We start from the raw sequence: 17,482 nt of genomic DNA on the forward strand, positions 1-17,482 counted from the left end.
CAGGAGCGGAGGCCGGAAGCCGGAAGCCCAAAGCCGGAAGCCCAGCCTCGCCCCCCGCCGGTGTTACGGAAGCACCTGGACCGTGTCCCCGACCGGCCGCTCGCCGGTCGCGTCCGAGGTGTTGTTGACCAGCTGACCGTCCACGGCCATCGCGGTGGAACCGCCGCCGTCCAGGTTCAACGCCTGCACCGCGCCCAGCGAGCGCATGAACTCGGCCTCCTCGTACAGCGTGAAGCCCTCGCTGCCGGCGGTCAGCCGGCCGTCGACGGTCACCAGGATCAGGTCGCCGCAGGCGTCGACGCCTGCGATCGTGCGCGGCTGGCGCGCGTTGGCCCACTGGTAGTTGTACGACAGGTCGCGCGGGTCGACGACGCCCTCGGTGGCCGCGTCGATGTCGATCCGTCCGTCGCGCACCAGCGCCGGCGCGGCGCTGACGACGCTGTCCCCGGCGCCCAGGTGCAGCCGCCGGCCGGTCGAGGCGTCGGTCACCGACTCGTCCACGGTGAGCCGGTGCCCGACCACGGCGTGCGCGCTCAGCCAGCCGGCCGAGCTGCCGATGCCCTGCAGCACACTGCCGCCGGCCGGGACCGAGCCGCCGCGGGCGCCGACAGAGAGGACCTTGCCGGAGCCGTCGAGCACGACCTGCGTGCCGGCGCCGCCGGGCAGCGCGGCCGCGAACTCCGGCGTGAACAGCACCAGGTCGTCGGCCTCGGTGCAGGTGATGTCCTGCACAGGATGCGTCGTGGGCAGCGAGCCGGTACGGCCGCAGTCGCGCAGCAGCCCCGGAACCCGGTTCACGCCCTGGATCTGGAGCGACGACGCCCCGGAGCGGACCGCCGCCGTGCTGCTCAGGTTCGCCACCTGGACGCGCTTGCCGCCGTCCTGGATCACCAGCGCGCCGCGTGCGCCGGAGGACAGGGATTCGAGCTTGCCGTCGTAGACGCCGAGCCCGGACTGCGTGCCCTGGACGCCGTCGGCGTTGGAGGTGATGAAGAACCCGCCGTTCACCCCGACCAGCGACCCCAGCTGCGCCGCGACCGAGGACGTGGTCAGGCGCTGGGCGACGTTGCCGTCGTGGGTGGCCTCGACGGTGCCGCCGAACGTGTGCGGGTTGATCACGGCGACGTGGATGTTCTCCACGTCCGCGGGCGTCTGGACGTCGTACCCGGTCCACTCGCTGATGGCGGTGAACCCGGCCGCCTTCACCGCGGCCAGCTCGGTCCCGGCGGCGGCCTGGGTCGGGAACTGCCCGACCCGCACTCGGTAGCCCATCAGCCCGTGCTGCGTGTCCGCGTAGCCGGGCCAGCGCACCGCCTCGACGCGCGCCTGGATGCCCTTGGTCTGGAGCTGCGCCGCGGCGTTCTGGGCCCAGGACTGCGACTCGACCTCGGCGTTGGCCGGGTTGCCGGTGATCGCGCTGGTGGTCGGCTGCTCGACGGTCACGGTCCAGAACGGCGTCACACCGGCGTTCTTGATGGTCATGGTGCTCACCCGGACGCCGGGCGCGACGCTCTTGGTGGTCCACTGCTCCTGACCCAGACCCCTGACGAAGGCCGAGCCGGCCGGAGCGGCCAGACCGGCCAGGGCTGCCGAGGCGGAGTCGCCGTTCGGGGCGGTGTGCGCCTGGGCCGAGGCGGCGGTGTACGCCCCGAGCGGCCCGGCCAGGACTAGAACGGCCGCGGCCGTGAGTGCGCCGCGCCGGCGGGTCCGGGCGGCTATGGACGGGTGGTGGTGCTGCTTGGACATGGAACTCCCTGACTCGGTGATCGGAGAAATCAGAATCCAGCTGGCTTAACGGGTTGTTGAGCACGCACGACGGGGCGGGGAATGACCGGCGACTGAACGAATGAGCAAACGGCGGGGGCGGCCACGGCGTACCCTGTGAGCGCTGTCAAGACTGTGGGGCAGGCGGCTTGTTGGCACAACGGGAGGCACAGTCGTGCGTTTCGCCATACTGGGACCGACAACGGTCGACGACGGGGGCGGGGTGGCGGCGCTGCCGCCGGGCATCCCCGAGACGGTGCTGGTCGTGTTGTTGTTGAACAGCCCGCGCACGGTCCAGCTCGACGTCCTCATCGACGCGGTGTGGCCCGAGCGCCCGCCGATGGCGGCCGTGGACTCGTTGAGAAACCATCTGAGCCGGCTGCGGCGCTTCCTGGGACCGGTGGCCGCCGAGCGCCTGGCCACGCGGCCGTCGGGCTACCTCATCGATCTGGACGGCGCCGAGTTCGACGTCGCAGAGTTCTTGGATCTGTCGCGGCAGGGCAGGCGGCAGGCGGGCTCGGGGGAGTGGGCCGAGGCGTCGGAAGCCCTGACCGCCGCGCAGGAACTGTGGCGGGGCGAACCGCTGGCCGGCCGGATGGTCGGCCTGGATCTGGCGACCCGGCTGCACACGCTGCGCGAGGAACGATTGCTGGCGCAGACCGTCCGCATCGACGCGGACCTGCACCTGGGACGGCACCGCGAACTGGTCGGCGAGCTGCTGGACCTGACCGCGACGCAGCCACTGCACGAGCCGGTGTGGCGGCAGCTGGGCCTGGCGTTGTACCGCTCGGGACGGCAGGCGGACGCGCTGGACGCCTTCCAGCGGTTGCGGTCGCTGCTGGACGAGCAGCTGGGCGTCGAGCCCTCGGCGGAGCTGCGGGAGCTGTATCAGCGGATGCTGAAACAGGATCCTGCGTTGGACTGGAGCTCTCCTTCCGGCTCGAGCACGGCGGGCAGGGCGGGTGCGGCGGGTGCGGCGAATACAGATACTGATACAGGCGGCGAGGCGGCTCCTGCCTCATCGGCTGCCGAAACGGCCCCGGCCCCTGTCACGGTCACTACCGCCGTCGCACAACTCCCCGCGCTCATCGGCGATTTCACCGGCCGCGACGAGCAGATCCGGCTCCTGCGCGACGCGGTCACCGTCCGGTCGGGCCGGGCCGGCCAGGTCCCGGTCGCGGTGATCACCGGCGGCGGTGGTCTGGGCAAGACGTCGCTGGCGATCGCCGCGGCCCACACCGTGTCCGGCCTGTTCCCCGACGGAAGCCTGTTCGTGGACCTGCACGGGATGGACGCCGCGACCCGCGATCCCGGCGAGGTGCTGCGGCAGTGGCTGGTGGACCTCGGGATCCCCTCGGATTCGGTGCCGGTGGACGCCGAGTCCCGCCAAGCGCGTTTCCGCAGCCTGACACACGCCAAACGGTTCCTGGTCGTCGTCGACAACGCGCGCACCGCGGCGCAGGTGCTCCCGCTGCTGCCGGCCTCGCCCGGCTGCGCCGTCCTGGTCACCAGCCGCTCCCGCCTGGCCGATCTGCCGGCCACGGCGCGCCTGGACCTGCAGCCGTTGTCCGCCTCCGAGGCGCTGAGCATGCTGGAGGAACTGGTCGGCGCCGAGCGTCTGCGGGCCGAGCCGCAGGCGACCGGCGACATCCTGCGGGTGTGCGCCGGCCTGCCGCTGGCGCTGCGCATCGTCGGGGCCCGGCTCCAGGCCCGGCGTTCCTGGCCGGTGCGCACGCTGGCGACCCGGCTGGCGGACGAGCACCAGCGGCTGGACGAGCTGAGCATCGGCGATCTGGCGGCCCGCGCCAGTTTCGAGGTGAGCTTCCACGGCCTGCCGTCCGGGACCCGCCCGGAAACGTCACCGGCCCGGGTGTTCACGCTCCTGGGACTCGTCGGCGGCCCGGACATCACCGGCGAGGCGGTCGCCGCCCTGGCCGGTGTTTCGCTGGACGACGTGGAGGACGCGCTGGAGGTCCTTCTGGACTCGCACCTGGTGGACAGCGTCAGCCACGGCCGCTACTACCTGCACGACCTGTTGCGGGACTTCGCCCGCGAGCTCGCGATGCCCGCGGATCAGAGCCCTGAGTACCTCTCGGACCACCTGTCGGCGCTCGGCCGGCTGCTGCACTGGTACTGCCACACGGCCTCGGCGGCCGCCGACCAGCTCGCGCCCCGGACCGCGAAGTGGGGCCTGCTGTCCCGGATCCCGGCGGTGGAGAAGGTGTCGGGCTTCGCCGGCCGCGACGTGGCCTGGCAGTGGTTCGTGGACGAACTCGCCAACCTGCAGGCCGCCGTGGCCTCCGCCGAGGCGTACCTGTCCGGCCCGGAGGCCTGGGTGCTCGCCTCCCAGCTGGTGCTGTTCTTCACCCAGGGCAGCCGCTGGGCCGAGGCGGCGGCGACCTTCGGCGTCGCGTTGAAGTCCGCCAAGCGCGACGCGGATCCGCTGGCGCGGGCCCGGATGCTCAGCATCCATGCCTACGCCCTGGGCCACCTCGAGCGCCACGAGGAGGCGCTGGAGTCGGCTCGGCTCGGGGTCGAGGCCGCCGAGCAGGTCGGCGAGCCGAAGCTGCTGATCATCGCGTACAACGCGCATGGCTGGGTCCTGCTGAAGGCGGGGGACACCCGGGAGGCGGTGCGCGTCCAGCAGAAGATGGTCGACGTCCTGCGCACCATCGACATGCCCGAACGTCTGGCCGCGGGCCTGGCCGACCTCGCCGAGGCGCTGGCCGCCGACGGCCGGCACGGCGCGGCCGCGGCGTGTCTGGAGGAGGCGCTGCCGCAGGCCCGCAAGGCGGCCACGCCCTACATCGAGGCGTACGTGCTGAACGCGATGGGCGTCGCCCACGACGCCAACGGCAGCGCCGCCGAGGCCGTGTCGCTGCTGACCGACGCCGCGCAACTGCGCGCCTCGATCGACGACCGCCCCGGGCAGGCCGAGAGCCTGCTGCGGCTCAGCCGGGCCCTGGCCCACCTCGGCCGCACGGAGGACGCCGCGGCGATCTGGAACGAGGCCGCGGCGCTGGTCGACGAGATCGGGAGCATCCGGCTGATCGACCTGCGGGCCACCCTGGAGAAGGAGGAGACCGGCGCGGGGAACACCGCCTACAATAGGTGACACTCATCATCTAACCCGACGGAGGCCGCCGATGGGTCGCGTATCGCAGGCTCAGGCCCAGGAGAACCGCGCCAACGTGGTGGCCGCCGCCGCCCGCCTGCTGCGCGAACGCGGCACCGACGTCAGCGTCGCGGACATGATGAAGGCGGTGGGCCTGACCCACGGCGGCTTCTACAAGCAGTTCGACTCAAAGGAGGCCCTGGTCGCCGAGGCGACGGCCCTGGCCTTCGCGAACCAGGAACGGCTACGCGCCCGCACCGAGGCGGACCACGACGGCGACCACGCCGAAGCCCGCCGAGCCCTCACCGACTGGTACCTGTCACCCGAGCACCGCGACAACCCCGGCGAAGGCTGCCCCACCGCGGCCCTGGCCGTCGACATGGCCCGCGGCGAGCCCGACACCGCGGCACGCCGCGTGTACGCCGACGGCGTGCGCGACTTCGCCGCATGGATCGCCGCCGAGGGCGAGGGTGAGGACGAAGGCGGGGACGGCGGCCTGGCGCGGCTCGCGACGATGGTCGGGGCGCTGCTGCTCGCGCGCTCGACCGAGGGGACCGAGCTGTCGGAGCGCTTTCTCGACGCGGCGAGGAAGGCTGTCGGTTGAGGGGCGGCCGGCTGGGGCGCGGTCGGCTTCCGGCTCGGCTTCCGGCGATGCCAGTGCACGTATAAAAGGGTTCACGACCGGTCGTCGGCGTGTCCGCTTGACCTAAATAGATGGTAGTCATAATCTAAATCTCATGGACACCTACTCCACCGCCCCGACCCAGGTCGCGCACGCGGCCAACGGCATCGATTACGCGTACCGCCGCATCGGCAGCGGCGCCCCATTGCTGCTCCTGCAGCACTTCCGCGGCAACCTCGACAACTGGGACCCGAGGTCCACCCGCTCCAGATCCAGCGCGTCGAGGAAGGCGATGGCGTCATCGGCCATCGCCGCGACGGTGCCCGGGGTACGGCCGGTGCTCGCGCCGACGCCGGTGTTGTCGAACGTGATCAGCTCCCGGTCCCGCGCCAGGGCGTCGATCAAAGGCACGACGCCCCGACGACCTGGCAGACCCGCCAGGCCCAGTACGACGCCGTCACCCGCTGGGGCATCCCCGACCACGCGCGGCTCCAGCGCCTCCAGGGCATCACCCATCCGGTTTTCGTCGCCAACGGCGACAGCGACCCGATGATCCTGCCGCGCTACTCGCATCTGCTCGCCGGGCTGCTGCCCGACGCCCGGATCAAGATCTACCCCGACGCCGCCCACGGCTTCCTCTTCCAGCACCACCAGGAGTTCGCCGCCGATGTTGAGGACTTCCTGGCCGGCTGAGCAAGCCCGCTACACCGCACCGTCATCAGAGCACGAAGAAGCACCGAAGCAAAGAAACACAGAAAGCAAGAGAGCGACCATGAGTGAGATCAAGACCGCCTTCCGCACCATCGACGGACTGTCCGTCCGCTACGCGCAGAGCACCGAACCCCGCGACGCCGAGGCGCTGCTGCTGGCCCCCTGGCCCGAGAACCTGCTCGCCTACGACGCCACCTGGTCCCGCCTGGCCGAGCACGCCCACCTCACCGCCGTGGACCTGCCCGGCTTCGGCCACTCCGAGCTGCGCGCGGACCTGTTGTCGCCCAAGGCGATGGGCGAGTTCGTCGCCCGGATCGCCGACTCCTTCGGGTTGAGCCGGCCCCACTTGGTCGGCCCCGACATCGGCACCAGCGCGGCCCTGTTCGCGGCGTCCGCTCACCCCGGCCGCTTCCGCAGCCTGACCGTCGGCGGCGGCGGTGTCGCGGTTCCCATCGAGCTCGGCGATCCGCTGCGGGCCTGGGTCTTCGCCGAGGACCTGGCCCCGTATCGCGCGATGGGGCCGAAGGACGTCGTGACCCTCGCCTTGAGCACCATCGCCGGCTACGACCTGCCCGACGACGTCCGCGAGGACTACCTCGCGGCCTACAGCGGCGAGCGCTTCGCCGACCAGATCCCCTACGTCCAGGCCTACCGCGCCGAGCTGCCGGTGCTGGCCGATCTGCTGCCCGCGATCCAGACTCCGGTCCAGGTCTTCTCCAGTACCTCCGATGCGGTGGTGCCACCCGCCAACGGCGAGTACCTGCACCGCCTCCTGCCCCACAGTCGGCTGGATGTCGTCGACAAGGGGCACTTCGTGTGGGAGGAGGACGCGGACTGGTTCGCCGGGATCCTCACCGACTGGTGGGCGGAGAACTGAGGACCGGCTGACTCAGACGGCTGCGACCACCGCGTCCTCGTCGAAGGCCGGCTCGGCCCCCGGGGCCGCCGGCCGTGCCTTGACCGCCGGGATGATCAGCGCGGCCAGCGTCGCGAGCACCGCGGCCGCGGCCAGGAGCCAGAACACGTGGGTGTACCCGGCGTCCTTCGGGATCGGGTTCGCGGCGGTGACCCCGGTGGCCAGGAGGCTGGCGCCCACGCTGCTGCCGATCGCGCCGCCGATGGTGCGGATGTTGGCGTTCATGCCGCTGGCCACGCCGACCTGCGAGGCCGGCACCGCCTGGACCACGATCGCGGACATGGCGGAGAACGCCAGGCCGATACCGACGCCGAGCAGGCCGGAGGCCAGGTAGATCTGCCAGCCCTGCGAGTGCCCGAGGGCCAGGGCGGCGAAGGCCGGGATGCTGACCGCGCAGCCGAGCACCAGCACGACCTTGAGTCCGATGCGCTTGGCCAGCGGTGCGGCGGCGATGCCGAGCAGGAACATGCCGATCGTCATCGGCAGCAGGTAGACGCCGGACTGCGTGATGCTGGCGCTCAGGCCGTACCCGGCGATCGCCCGCGGGGTCTGCACGAGCTGCGGCAGGAAGGTCATCACCGTGTACATGCCGACCCCGAACAGCATCGCCACGACGTTGGTGGTCCACACCGTGGGCAGCCGCATCATGCGCATGTCGATCAGCGGCGCGCTCGACTTCAGCTCGGTCCAGATCCACAGCGGCAGGCACACCGCCGCGCCGGCGAACAGCCCGATCACCTTCGGCGAACCCCAGCCCCACGTCGGGCCCTCGCTGACGGCGAGCAGCAGCAGCACCAGCCACGCCGACAGCAGGACCGCCGCACCCCAGCTGATCTTCCCGGGCGTGCGCACCGGTGATTCGGGCACGAACATCCAGCACGCGACGGTCGCTACGGCGGTCAGGATCATCGGTATCCAGAACAGCCAGTGGTAGTTCAGATGGGCCACGATGGGCCCCGCGATCAGCAGCCCCAGCCCGCTGCCCACAGCCAGCGTGGCCGACCCGAGCCCGATCGCCGAGTTCACCTTCCCGGCGGGGAACTCGTCCCGGATGATCCCGAAGGAGAGCGGCAGCAACCCGCCGCCCAGCCCCTGGATCACCCGCGCGATGATCATCAGCCCGACCGAATGCGCCAGCGCGGCGAGCCCGGACCCCAAAGTCAGCGCCAGCAGCGTGATGACCAGCATCCGCTCCTTGCCGATCTTGTCCCCGATCCGCCCGAGAATCGGCGTGGCGACCGAGGCGGAGAGCAGATAGGCGGTCATCAGCCACGTCGCAGTGTCCTGCGTCGTGTGCAGCGCGGTGATGAACGTCGCCAGAACCGGCGCGACCAGCGACTGCAGAACCGCGTACGCGGAGATGCCTATGAGAAGGACCGCGAAGATGACGTTGTAATGGGGACGCGAAATATCCGCCGGACGTCTGGGCATGGTGCGACCGCTCCAGATCGGGAGAAGGAATCAGGCGCCGGGGCAGAGTGCCCGGCGGCTCGATCACTGTAGCGATAAATGGCGCGGTGCGACAATTAATCGGGGAGTGGCGGCGGTCACAGGCCGCGCGCCGCTCACTTCCCGGCGGATCTCACTCCCGCATCAACATCCGCGGCCTCCGCCGCCGCCAACCCGATCCGCGCCGAGGCCCGGATCGTGTCCTCCAGCGACGGCCCGTGCTCGCCCGGCGCGCGGCAGACGTAGTGCCGCAGTCCCTGGTGCATCGAGGCCAGCAGCATCGCGGCCTTCACCCGCACCCGCAGGTCGTCCGCCGGGTGGCCGAGGCGCTCGCCGAGCACGACGGCCAGGGGCGCCACGGCCTCGGAGTAGCACCGGCTCCACACCGCGTCGAGCAGGGGTTCGGTGTGGGTCAGCCGGAGCAGGTCGATCACCAGCAGGAGCCGCGCCGGGGAGGTGTCGCTGAACCAGCGGGTGTCGTCGGCGGCCTCGGCCAGGGGGCGGTCGGCGGGCCAGTCGTGGACGTAGGTCGTGAAGCGGTCCAGTCCGAAGGAGAGCAGGGGTGCCGCGCAGGCCTCTTTGCTCGGGAAGTAGCGCCACAGGGTACGGGTCGCGATGCCGGCCGCGTCGGCGATCTGCGCGACCGAGGTGGCGTCCAGTCCCTGCTCGGTGAACAGACGGACGGCGGCGGTGGCGATCTGCAGGCGGATCTCGTCCTTGCGCGATTCGCTCAGCGGGGGCCTTCCGCCGCGCCGCGTCGGTTCGGTCGCGGTCTGCGTCTCGGCCATGGGGTTGCCTTCCATGCGATGTTAATGGCGCGTTGCGACGAATATACGGGCCGGTGCCGGCGCTGACATCACGGCGGCCGTCGTGGCCGCCGTCATGGCTGCTGTCACGGCCGCCCCTGGGCCGGCTCGCGGGCGGGCAGGCCGCGCAGCAATGCGTCGAGGAAGAGGTCGAAGCGGGGGGCGGCCGGGCCCAGGTCGAGCGAGTTCTCCGTGCCGGCCAGCCAGCTCACGATCGAGGTGGCGAAGATGTACCAGCTCTGCTCGGCCATCTCCGGCGGGGCGCCGGCGAGTGTGAACGCCGCGATCACCTGCTCCCGCAGCCGGGCGAACGAGGCCGGGCTGTGCTGGTGGGGCCTGGCGATGCGCGAGGCGTAGCCGGGGACGGCCAGGAACTCGTCGTGCATCGACCACGCCAGCCGCCGCAGCCAGTCCCGCCACTGCCGCGCCCGCGGCGGCTCGCCCGGCAGGACGCGCTCGACGATCGCCTCGCTGACCAGGTCCGCGATCGCCTGATGGCTCGGCACCCACCGATACAGCGCGCCATGGCTCACCCCGAGCCGGCCGGCCAGTTCCCGCACGGTGAGCGTGTCCAGATTCGACTCCAGCGCCGCCGCGACGATCCGGTCGCGGCTCAACTGCGCGGGGCGGCCGCGCTTGGGGGGCGACGGTTCTCGACCCTGGTCCGTGGCCTGGTCGGTGGCCTGGTCGCTGGTGGCGGGCATGGTCCGATTCTACGGACGGCGCCGGGGCCGGGGTCGCCGGACACCGTGAATCAGCAGCGCGCCGGCCGTCACCTCGCCCACCGCCGGCTCGACCGCCTGCACCGCACCCAGCCGCTTGCCGGCAGCGTGACGCTCGGCGACCTGGGCCTCGGCGCATCAGCCCCCGTCATCGCCCTGGGCATCCTGGCCGCCGCCCCGTTCCTGCTAGCTCCGCAGGCGGCGAAGGTGTCGCAGATGGCTGTGAGCGCCGCCCTCTGGCGGGAGTCGAGGGTCATTTCAGCAGCTCGGACGCATAGTCCGGCAGTCCGCCGGGAACCGTCGTCGGGAAGATCGGCGGTCGCTTCTCGAAGTACGACAGCACGCCCTCGGCCGCATCGGGCCCGCGCACCGTCTCGTACACGAGCCGCGAATCCGCGCGGTGCACCGGTTCCGGGCTGGCAGCCCACGCCAGCCGATACACCAGCTGCCGGGTCAGCGCGACCGACAGCGGCGGCGGCCGGAGACGAGCCAGTCCATGGCGCGCGTCAGCCCCACGATCCGGGGCAGCCACCACGTTGAGGCGCCCTCCGGCACGATGCCGCGCCGGGTGAACGGGAACGCGAACTTGGTGCCCTTCGCCGCCAGCCGGAAGTCGGCCGGCAGCAGCATCGTCGCGCCGACGCCGGCCGCGGCGCCGTGCACCGCGGCGATGACCGGCTTGGCCATCGCGTACATCACCGACGTCACCTGCCCCGCAGGCTCCTGATACGTTCCGTCAGCCATCGCGGCCGCGGCGGAGTTGTCGCCCTGCGCGCCGAAGGACCGGTCGCCGTCCTGGGCCGGCGACAGGTCGGTGCCGACGCAGAAGGTCGGGCCCGCGCCGTTGAGGACGACCACCCGCACCTCGTCGTCGGCGTCGGCGCGCCGCAACGCGGCGGCGAGTTCGTCAGCCATCTGCATCGTGTAGCCGTTGCGTGCTTCGTCATCCGACGATCTGGATTCCCATTGATCGCGCCGTACCGGCGATTGTCTTCTGCGCCGCCTCCGGCGTCGGGGCGTCCAGATCCGGCATTTTCACAGCGGCGATCTCCGCGAGCTGCCGCTGCGAGATTGACCCGATCTTCTGCGAATTCGGCCGCCCCGATCCCTTCGCGACCCCGGCGGCACGCAGGATCAGGCTCGCGGTGGCCGGCGTCTTGACCTGCACCTGGAACGTCTTGTCCTCGAACACGGTCACATAGGCGGCCACTCGCAGCCCCCGATGCGCAGCCGTGGCCGCATTGAAATCCTTCGACAACGCGACGATGTTGATGCCGTACACGCCGACCGTCTGACCGAGCTTCGCCATATTGACACTGCCGCCCTCGTGCTCGATCCGGACGACCGCGAGGGTTTTGGGTTTCGACGCCATGGTGGGTGTCCTTTCTTCCGAATGGATTGCGACGCTACAAATTGCCGCGACGTCAATGTCAAACGGATCGGCCGCCGGCGCGCGGCCGGGCCGCAAGATCCTTTGTGCGATCGCTGTGCGCTGATTGTGAAGCGCGCTCGCGACACTGCGTCCATGTCACCCACACTCACCAAGCGCAGGCTCGGCGCGACCGCGCTCGCGATCGCCGCCGCCCTGGCCACCGGGATGCTGGCCGCCGCGCCGAGCGCCCTGGCCGCTGTGCCGAAGGCCGGGGCCGGCGGCGGTTCGGGCTGGACCGAGGATCTGTCGCGGCTGCGGGCCGGCGACGTCAATGTCGTCTGGACCGGTCGGGCCCTTCAGGTCCGCGACAGCCACCTGCATGCCGCGTCGTCGGCGCAGGACACTCGGGGCTACGGCTCCCAGACGCTGCCCGAGCACCGGCTCGCCGCTCCGGCGAATCAGGTTGCTGTCACGCTCGTCGCGACCCGTCCCGCCGGCTCGGACGTGCAGGCCGACGTGCGCGGTCTAGGGGTCAACGGGAAGTGGACCCAGTGGGTGCCCGCCGCGGCCTCCGGTCCGACGCGGCTTCCGCGTTCCGTCACCGAGGTCCAGGCGCGGCTCACGCTGCGGGACGACGCTCGCGGCGACAGCGCGAGCGTGACCAAGCTGGCGCTGAGTGCGTCGAACGGCGTCGTGGCCACCACCGTGAAGCCCGCCGCCACGCCCTTGGCTTACCAGGTCTACGCCACCCGCGAGGGCCTCGTCGGCGGCACGACCGCCAACGGCCACGTCATTCAGCCGAACGACCACTTCGTCGCGCTGCCGTCTGGCACCGCGCTGTCGCCGCAGGGCTCGGGCGACTACTCGGTGCAGGTCTGCGGTCCGTCGGCGTGTGTGACGGCGCCGGTGTGGGACGTCGGGCCGTGGAACGAGCGCGACGACTACTGGGACGCGAACCGCGCCGAGTTCACCGACCTGCCGCAGGGGGAGCCGGAGGCGCAAGCCGCCTATCAGAACGGCTACAACGGCGGCCTGGACGACCTCGGCTCCTCCATCGCCAACCCCGCGGGCATCGACCTGGCCGACGGGACGTTCTCCGACGTCGGCCTGTCCGACAACGGCTGGGTGACCGTCACCTACCTGTGGACCTCCGGCGGGACCCCGCCGCCGGCCGCCACCGACGACTTCGGCGACGGCCGGCAGAACCCCGCGGTCGGCAGGCAGGGCGACGGCTCGATGATCGCCTTCGCGGTGTCGCCGGACCAGCAGGGCATCTACGACCGCGTCCAGTCCACGCCGAACGGCACCTGGGGCGCCTGGCAGAAGCTCGGCGGCGCGGTCGGCGGGCTGCCGGTGGTCGGGCGCGATCCCGACGGACGCCTGGAGCTGTTCGTGTTGGGGCCCAACAAGCAGAGCGTGATGCACATCTGGCAGACCCCCGAAGGTGGCTGGAGCACCTGGGACACTTCGTTCGGGGGAGCGGCCTCAGGGGTGAGCCTCGGGCAGAGCGCCGACGGCCGGCTGGAGCTGTTCGCGGTGGCGCCGGATTCGAGTTCGATCTCGCATATCTGGCAGACCGCGCCGAATGCCGGCTGGAGTGCCTGGAACGGTGACGGGAACGGCTTCTTCGGCGGCCCTTGCGGCGGAACGCCAGTCGTCGGCCACGAGGCGGACGGCCGGATGGCGGTGTTCGTCCTCGGTCCCAACGGGAACGCGATCGCGATCCGCGAGCAGACCGCGCCGTCGGCGGGCTGGGGCGCGTGGAACGGCTCCTTCGGTGGCCCGGCCTCCGGGGTGACCGTCGGCGAGAACGCTGACGGCCGCATGGAAGTCTTCGCCGTGGCGCCGGACAAGAGCTCGATCTCGCACATCTGGCAGACCGCCGTGAACGGCGGCTGGAGCGCGTGGAACGGCGACGGCGACGGCCAGTTCGGCGGTCCCGTCGGCGGGACCCCGGTGGTCGGTCACGAGGCGGACGGCCGTATGGCGGTGTTCGTCCTGGGTCCCGACGGGAACTCCATCGCGATCCGCGAGCAGAGCGCGCCGTCGGCCGGCTGGGGCGCCTGGAACGGCTCCTTCGGCGGCGCCGCGGCGACGGTGAACGTCAGCCACAACGCCGACGGCCGCATGGAGGTGTTCGCCCTGGCCCCCGGCGGCTCGAGCATCTTCCATATCTGGCAGACGGCGCCGAACGGCGGCTGGAGCGCCTGGAACGGCGACGGAACGTTCGGCGGCGCCGCGTGGGTCGGCCCGTGACCACTTCGGAAGGGAGTACAGCGATGTTGAGAAAACCGATAAGCGTTATCAGAATCCTGTTGGTGGTCGCCGGCCTGCTGCTGACCATGACCGGCGTCGGGCTGTCCACCGCGCCCCGCGCCGCCGCCGACTCCGCGATCGGCGGCCCGATCAGCCGCAGCGAGATCATGGCACGGGCCCAGTACTGGGTCGACAACCAGCCAGGGCCCTACGACCAGGGCGGCTGGTCGCCCGGCCCCGGCGGCGACCACAACTACCGCCGGGACTGCTCCGGCTACGTGGACATGGCCTGGCACCTGAACGCCGACCCCAACACCGCAGGGCTCTGGGACAGCTTCACAGTCCCGATCGACCGCAGCGACCTGCTGCCCGGGGACATCCTCATCAACTACACCGAGCACACGTTCATCTTCGACCACTGGACCGACGCCGACGGCGACTTCGTCTACTACACGTTCGGCTCGACACCGGTCCAGCACCTGTCCGGCAACATCAATGCCGCCTACATCGACGGCATCGCCAACAGCGACCTGAGCGCGCGCCGTTATAACAACGTCGTCGAAGACAGTTCCCTGCAACCGCATCCCTATGCGTCCGGCCGTATCGTGTCGGCCCGCGACGCCGACGGCCGCCTGGAGACCTTCGCGGCCGGGCCGGACGGCATCTGGCACTCCTGGCAGAACTCGCCGAACGGCACGTGGTCGGACTGGGTCAACGAGGGCGGCCTGCCCAACGCGCAGCTGGCCATCGCCCCGAACCAGGACGGCCGGCTGGAGCTGTTCGCGGAGAACGGCACCGAGCTGGACCACATCTGGCAGACCGCCCCGAACGCCGCCTGGTCCAGCTGGGCCAAACTGGGCGGCGGCGGATACCGGATCGCGGCCGGCGCCAACGCCGACGGCCGCATCGAGGTCTTCGCCTCCAGCGACGCAGGGGTCTTCCACTGCTGGCAGACCGCGCCGAACAGCCCCTTCTCCGACTGGGCCGGCGTCGGCGGCCCGGCGGACTCCCGGCTGCAGATGGAGCGTTCCTCCGACGGCCGCCTGGAGGTGTTCGCCCTGTCGGACTCCACCTTCGGCCACCTGTATCAGACCACTGTTAACGGCGGCTGGTCGGCCTGGGAGGACTTCGGCGGCGGCGGTGACGGCCTGACGGTCAACCACGACGCCGACGGCCGCCTGGAGGTGTTCGCCTCCAACGCCGGCGGCGTGTTCCACCGCTGGGAGACCAGCTACACCACCTGGTCGGACTGGACCGGCACCAACGGCGGCGCCGCCAACTCGGAGCTGTCCTCATCGATCTCGACCGACGGCCGCGTCGAGGTCTTCGCCATCAACGCCACCACCGCCACCCACATCTGGCAGACGGACGTCGACGGCGCCTGGTCGCCCTGGGAGACCTTCGGCACCGGCGGCACCGAGGTCGAGGCCGCGAACAACCAGGACGGCCACGAGGAGGTGTTCGCCTCCAGCACCGCCGGCATCTACCACAAGTGGCAGACCGGCTTCAGCACCTGGTCCGGCTGGGAATGGCTGAACTCGACAGCGGGACCGTCACTGGCGTGAGCCCCGGCCCGGGCTGAAGGCCGCTCGGTTTGTTGACGGCGGCGTCGCGATCCTCCTGGCGGGATCGCGGCGCCGCTTTCGTGCAGGATGGCCGCATGAGTGCGCTCGGGTGGGATGGACTGGTCGGATTCCTGGAGACCGCGGTCTTCGGGGGTCTGCTGTTCGAGGGCTCGTTTCTCGACGACGCTGCCGGGTTCCGGCGGTTCTGCCCGATGTCGACGCCGGTCTACCTTGAATCCGGCAACGGACTGCTCAAACTCTCGACGGGCGTCAACGGCGGCACCATCGACTTCGCCGTCGTCCAGGCTCCTGTCTGGGAGGCGTACGGCGAGGACTGGGGGGACATGGACAAAGTCGGTGTCCTCGATGTCGGCTACACCTACTTCGGCGAGCAGCTGGAAGCGCAATGCTTGCAGGTGCGCTGTGCGATCGACAACGAGTCCGGCCCGCAGCGCGGCGTCATCCGCCTCGCGGAGATGACCTTCAGCGGCGGCCAGAGGGTGCTTTTCGACCCCGGTTGGCCCGCGGGCATCCGAGTCGAGGCCAACAAACGCCTCGAAGACGGGCTGTTGTTCGACGGACGCCTTTCGGTGGATCTCACCTTCCGCACATGGACCAGGCTCCGGTCCGAGTCCGCCGACCACCCTTGTCGGCCGAGGGCTGTACCTTCATCGCCATGACTCAGGGGACGACCTATCTGGAGCTGTCCGAGGACAGCGGCAGCGCTCATAAGTTCTACGAGGTGACGGTCACCGGCACCACCGTCGACATCCGCTACGGCCGGATAGGCACCGATGGTTCGCGGCAGACCTCGACGTTCCCGACGGTCGAGAAGGCCGAGGCGGCCGCGGCCAAGAAGATCGGCGAGAAGGTGCGCAAGGGGTACGCGCCTTCGGTGATGGGCATCCGCGCGGCACGGAGTATCACTCGGCGTGCGGTCTCGTCGGCTCCGTCGACGGCGCGGGCGACGGCTCCGGTGTTGTGGCGGTTCCGGACCGCCTCCAGTGCGTTCGGGATCCACATCGATGGCGACCGTTGTTGGGTGGGCAACCAGTCCGGCGATGTCTACAGCCTCGGGCACGACGGGCAGGTGTTGTCCCGGTTCCAGTTGCCGGAGGGGGTCAAGTGCCTGGTGGCCGACGACTTCTGGATCTACGCGGGCTGCGACGACGGCTCCGTCTACGACCTGTCCGGCAAGATCCCGCACGCCGCCTACCGCATCGACCAGGACGTCGACATCTACTGGCTGGACATCCACGAGGGTGTGCTGGCGGTCTCCGATGCCGGCGGGCGCCTGGTCGTCATCGACCACGAGGAGGAGCACCAGTGGTCGCGCAACAGCTCGGGCACCGGCGCTTGGATGGTGCGCAGCGACGCTGAGGCGGTCTACCACGGGCACAGCGCCGGTGTCACCGCCTACGCCGCTGACGGCGGCCGGGAGCTGTGGAACACCAAGACGCCGGGCAATGTGCTGTTCGGATGGCAGGAATCAGACCACGTCTATGCCGGTACCGGGCGCCATGTCGTGCACAAGATCGCCAAGGCGGACGGCCGGCCGGTCGCTGAGTACCGCTGCGACACCGCCGTCTACTCCTGCGCGACCGCCCCGGACGGCCGCTACGTCTTCGCCGGGGACAGCGCGTCCTCCGTGTACTGCTTCGCCGCCGACGGCAAGCGCCTGTGGAAGCTCGGCACCGGCTGCGGCTCGGCGCTGTCGATGCAGTACCGCGACGGCCGGCTATACGTCGTCACCACCGACGGCTCGCTCGCCTGCATCGACGCCACCGAGTCGGCGATCACGGCCGCGCAGGGCGGCGTCGTGCCGACGGTCCTGGACGTGAAGGCGAGCGCGGCGATGCCGGTCGCGACGCCCACGACCGTGGTCGCCACGACCAGTTCCGTCGGCTCCGGCACGATCGTGGAGTGCATCGACGACCACGGCCGCGTCCGGGTGCGGGTCGTCGGCGGCGGCTTCCAGACCGGCTGGAACGTGCAGTTCCCCCGCGACATGCGGGTGGTGGGCGCGCGCTACGTGGTCGAGGAGATCCACGAGGCCAGCCGCGGGTTCTACCGCGTGCGCGGCGAGATCAAGCGGCTGGTTTGACCGGGGTGGTCTGCTCTGCGGGGCTCGGGGCTCCAAGCCCCGCAGAGCTCGGGGGCGCGCGGTGGCGCTCGGGGCGCTCA

The 17,482-nt window shown here is 71.0% G+C and carries 16 protein-coding genes; 8 read left to right on the forward strand and 8 right to left on the reverse strand.

Annotation, left to right across the window (positions count from 1 at the left end; all coding sequences use genetic code 11):
- Positions 1 to 63: 63 nt before the first annotated feature.
- Entirely contained in the window at positions 64 to 1,746 is a 1,683-nt protein-coding gene (locus ABIA35_RS35840) for a phosphodiester glycosidase family protein (protein ID WP_370360898.1), read from the reverse strand.
- Positions 1,747 to 1,939: 193 nt separating this feature from the next.
- Here ABIA35_RS35840 and ABIA35_RS35845 point away from each other — a divergent pair, with 193 nt between their 5' ends.
- Together ABIA35_RS35845 and ABIA35_RS35850 are read left to right on the forward strand one after the other, a co-directional pair.
- Positions 1,940 to 4,879, forward strand: a complete 2,940-nt coding sequence (locus tag ABIA35_RS35845) for a BTAD domain-containing putative transcriptional regulator (protein ID WP_370360899.1) — start codon at positions 1,940 to 1,942, stop codon at positions 4,877 to 4,879.
- Positions 4,880 to 4,910: 31 nt separating this feature from the next.
- A complete protein-coding gene (locus ABIA35_RS35850; protein WP_370346164.1) occupies positions 4,911 to 5,483 on the forward strand; it encodes a TetR/AcrR family transcriptional regulator in 573 nt (190 codons plus the stop codon).
- A gap of 189 nt (positions 5,484 to 5,672) precedes the next feature.
- Here ABIA35_RS35850 and ABIA35_RS35855 read toward each other — a convergent pair whose 3' ends face one another.
- On the reverse strand, positions 5,673 to 6,017 hold the full coding sequence (locus ABIA35_RS35855) for an alpha/beta fold hydrolase (protein WP_370360900.1): 345 nt from the start codon (positions 6,015 to 6,017) through the stop codon (positions 5,673 to 5,675).
- Between ABIA35_RS35855 and ABIA35_RS35860 the strand changes: the two genes are divergently transcribed.
- Complete coding sequence (locus ABIA35_RS35860; RefSeq protein WP_370360946.1) at positions 6,009 to 6,194, forward strand: alpha/beta fold hydrolase; 186 nt, start codon at positions 6,009 to 6,011, stop codon at positions 6,192 to 6,194. The two genes, ABIA35_RS35855 and ABIA35_RS35860, sit on opposite strands and share 9 nt — an antisense overlap.
- Before the next feature lie 79 nt (positions 6,195 to 6,273).
- The gene (locus tag ABIA35_RS35865; RefSeq protein WP_370360901.1) at positions 6,274 to 7,089 is read left to right on the forward strand and encodes an alpha/beta fold hydrolase; all 816 of its coding nucleotides are present in this window, start codon (positions 6,274 to 6,276) and stop codon (positions 7,087 to 7,089) included.
- Positions 7,090 to 7,101: 12 nt separating this feature from the next.
- Here ABIA35_RS35865 and ABIA35_RS35870 read toward each other — a convergent pair whose 3' ends face one another.
- From ABIA35_RS35870 to ABIA35_RS35895, 6 genes are all read right to left on the reverse strand, one after another.
- Complete coding sequence (locus ABIA35_RS35870) at positions 7,102 to 8,559, reverse strand: MFS transporter (protein WP_370360902.1); 1,458 nt, start codon at positions 8,557 to 8,559, stop codon at positions 7,102 to 7,104.
- 134 nt (positions 8,560 to 8,693) lie between these two features.
- A complete protein-coding gene (locus ABIA35_RS35875; RefSeq protein WP_370346171.1) occupies positions 8,694 to 9,380 on the reverse strand; it encodes a TetR/AcrR family transcriptional regulator in 687 nt (228 codons plus the stop codon).
- Between the two features lie 89 nt (positions 9,381 to 9,469).
- The gene (locus ABIA35_RS35880) at positions 9,470 to 10,087 is read right to left on the reverse strand and encodes a TetR/AcrR family transcriptional regulator (RefSeq protein WP_370346173.1); all 618 of its coding nucleotides are present in this window, start codon (positions 10,085 to 10,087) and stop codon (positions 9,470 to 9,472) included.
- 271 nt (positions 10,088 to 10,358) lie between these two features.
- Positions 10,359 to 10,487, reverse strand: a complete 129-nt coding sequence (locus ABIA35_RS35885; protein ID WP_370346175.1) for a hypothetical protein — start codon at positions 10,485 to 10,487, stop codon at positions 10,359 to 10,361.
- Between the two features lie 71 nt (positions 10,488 to 10,558).
- A complete protein-coding gene (locus tag ABIA35_RS35890) occupies positions 10,559 to 11,020 on the reverse strand; it encodes an enoyl-CoA hydratase-related protein (RefSeq protein WP_370346177.1) in 462 nt (153 codons plus the stop codon).
- Between the two features lie 28 nt (positions 11,021 to 11,048).
- On the reverse strand, positions 11,049 to 11,477 hold the full coding sequence (locus tag ABIA35_RS35895) for an uL11 family ribosomal protein (RefSeq protein WP_370360903.1): 429 nt from the start codon (positions 11,475 to 11,477) through the stop codon (positions 11,049 to 11,051).
- 153 nt (positions 11,478 to 11,630) lie between these two features.
- Between ABIA35_RS35895 and ABIA35_RS35900 the strand changes: the two genes are divergently transcribed.
- From ABIA35_RS35900 to ABIA35_RS35915, 4 genes are all read left to right on the forward strand, one after another.
- On the forward strand, positions 11,631 to 13,733 hold the full coding sequence (locus tag ABIA35_RS35900) for a hypothetical protein (protein ID WP_370360904.1): 2,103 nt from the start codon (positions 11,631 to 11,633) through the stop codon (positions 13,731 to 13,733).
- A gap of 62 nt (positions 13,734 to 13,795) precedes the next feature.
- Positions 13,796 to 15,298 (forward strand): hypothetical protein, encoded by a 1,503-nt coding sequence (locus tag ABIA35_RS35905; protein ID WP_370360905.1) that lies wholly within the window; start codon positions 13,796 to 13,798, stop codon positions 15,296 to 15,298.
- A 32-nt stretch (positions 15,299 to 15,330) separates the two neighbouring features.
- Positions 15,331 to 15,978, forward strand: a complete 648-nt coding sequence (locus ABIA35_RS35910) for a hypothetical protein (protein WP_370360906.1) — start codon at positions 15,331 to 15,333, stop codon at positions 15,976 to 15,978.
- Complete coding sequence (locus tag ABIA35_RS35915; protein ID WP_370346187.1) at positions 15,975 to 17,402, forward strand: WGR domain-containing protein; 1,428 nt, start codon at positions 15,975 to 15,977, stop codon at positions 17,400 to 17,402. The genes ABIA35_RS35910 and ABIA35_RS35915 overlap by 4 nt, the downstream gene beginning before the upstream one ends.
- Positions 17,403 to 17,482: the final 80 nt, after the last annotated feature.

The sequence above is a fragment of the Catenulispora sp. MAP12-49 genome (assembly GCF_041262705.1).
Taxonomy (GTDB): domain Bacteria; phylum Actinomycetota; class Actinomycetes; order Streptomycetales; family Catenulisporaceae; genus Catenulispora.

Bases quoted from the DNA above. Each gene is read 5' to 3' on its own strand.
- ABIA35_RS35840 (WP_370360898.1), bottom strand. From the start codon at position 1,746: ATGTCCAAGCAGCACCACCACCCGTCCATAGCCGCCCGGACCCGCCGG.
- ABIA35_RS35850 (WP_370346164.1), top strand. From the start codon at position 4,911: ATGGGTCGCGTATCGCAGGCTCAGGCCCAGGAGAACCGCGCCAACGTG.
- ABIA35_RS35855 (WP_370360900.1), bottom strand. From the start codon at position 6,017: ATGGGTGATGCCCTGGAGGCGCTGGAGCCGCGCGTGGTCGGGGATGCC.
- ABIA35_RS35865 (WP_370360901.1), top strand. From the start codon at position 6,274: ATGAGTGAGATCAAGACCGCCTTCCGCACCATCGACGGACTGTCCGTC.
- ABIA35_RS35870 (WP_370360902.1), bottom strand. From the start codon at position 8,559: ATGCCCAGACGTCCGGCGGATATTTCGCGTCCCCATTACAACGTCATC.
- ABIA35_RS35875 (WP_370346171.1), bottom strand. From the start codon at position 9,380: ATGGAAGGCAACCCCATGGCCGAGACGCAGACCGCGACCGAACCGACG.
- ABIA35_RS35880 (WP_370346173.1), bottom strand. From the start codon at position 10,087: ATGCCCGCCACCAGCGACCAGGCCACCGACCAGGCCACGGACCAGGGT.
- ABIA35_RS35890 (WP_370346177.1), bottom strand. From the start codon at position 11,020: ATGGCTGACGAACTCGCCGCCGCGTTGCGGCGCGCCGACGCCGACGAC.
- ABIA35_RS35895 (WP_370360903.1), bottom strand. From the start codon at position 11,477: ATGGCGTCGAAACCCAAAACCCTCGCGGTCGTCCGGATCGAGCACGAG.
- ABIA35_RS35900 (WP_370360904.1), top strand. From the start codon at position 11,631: ATGTCACCCACACTCACCAAGCGCAGGCTCGGCGCGACCGCGCTCGCG.
- ABIA35_RS35915 (WP_370346187.1), top strand. From the start codon at position 15,975: ATGACTCAGGGGACGACCTATCTGGAGCTGTCCGAGGACAGCGGCAGC.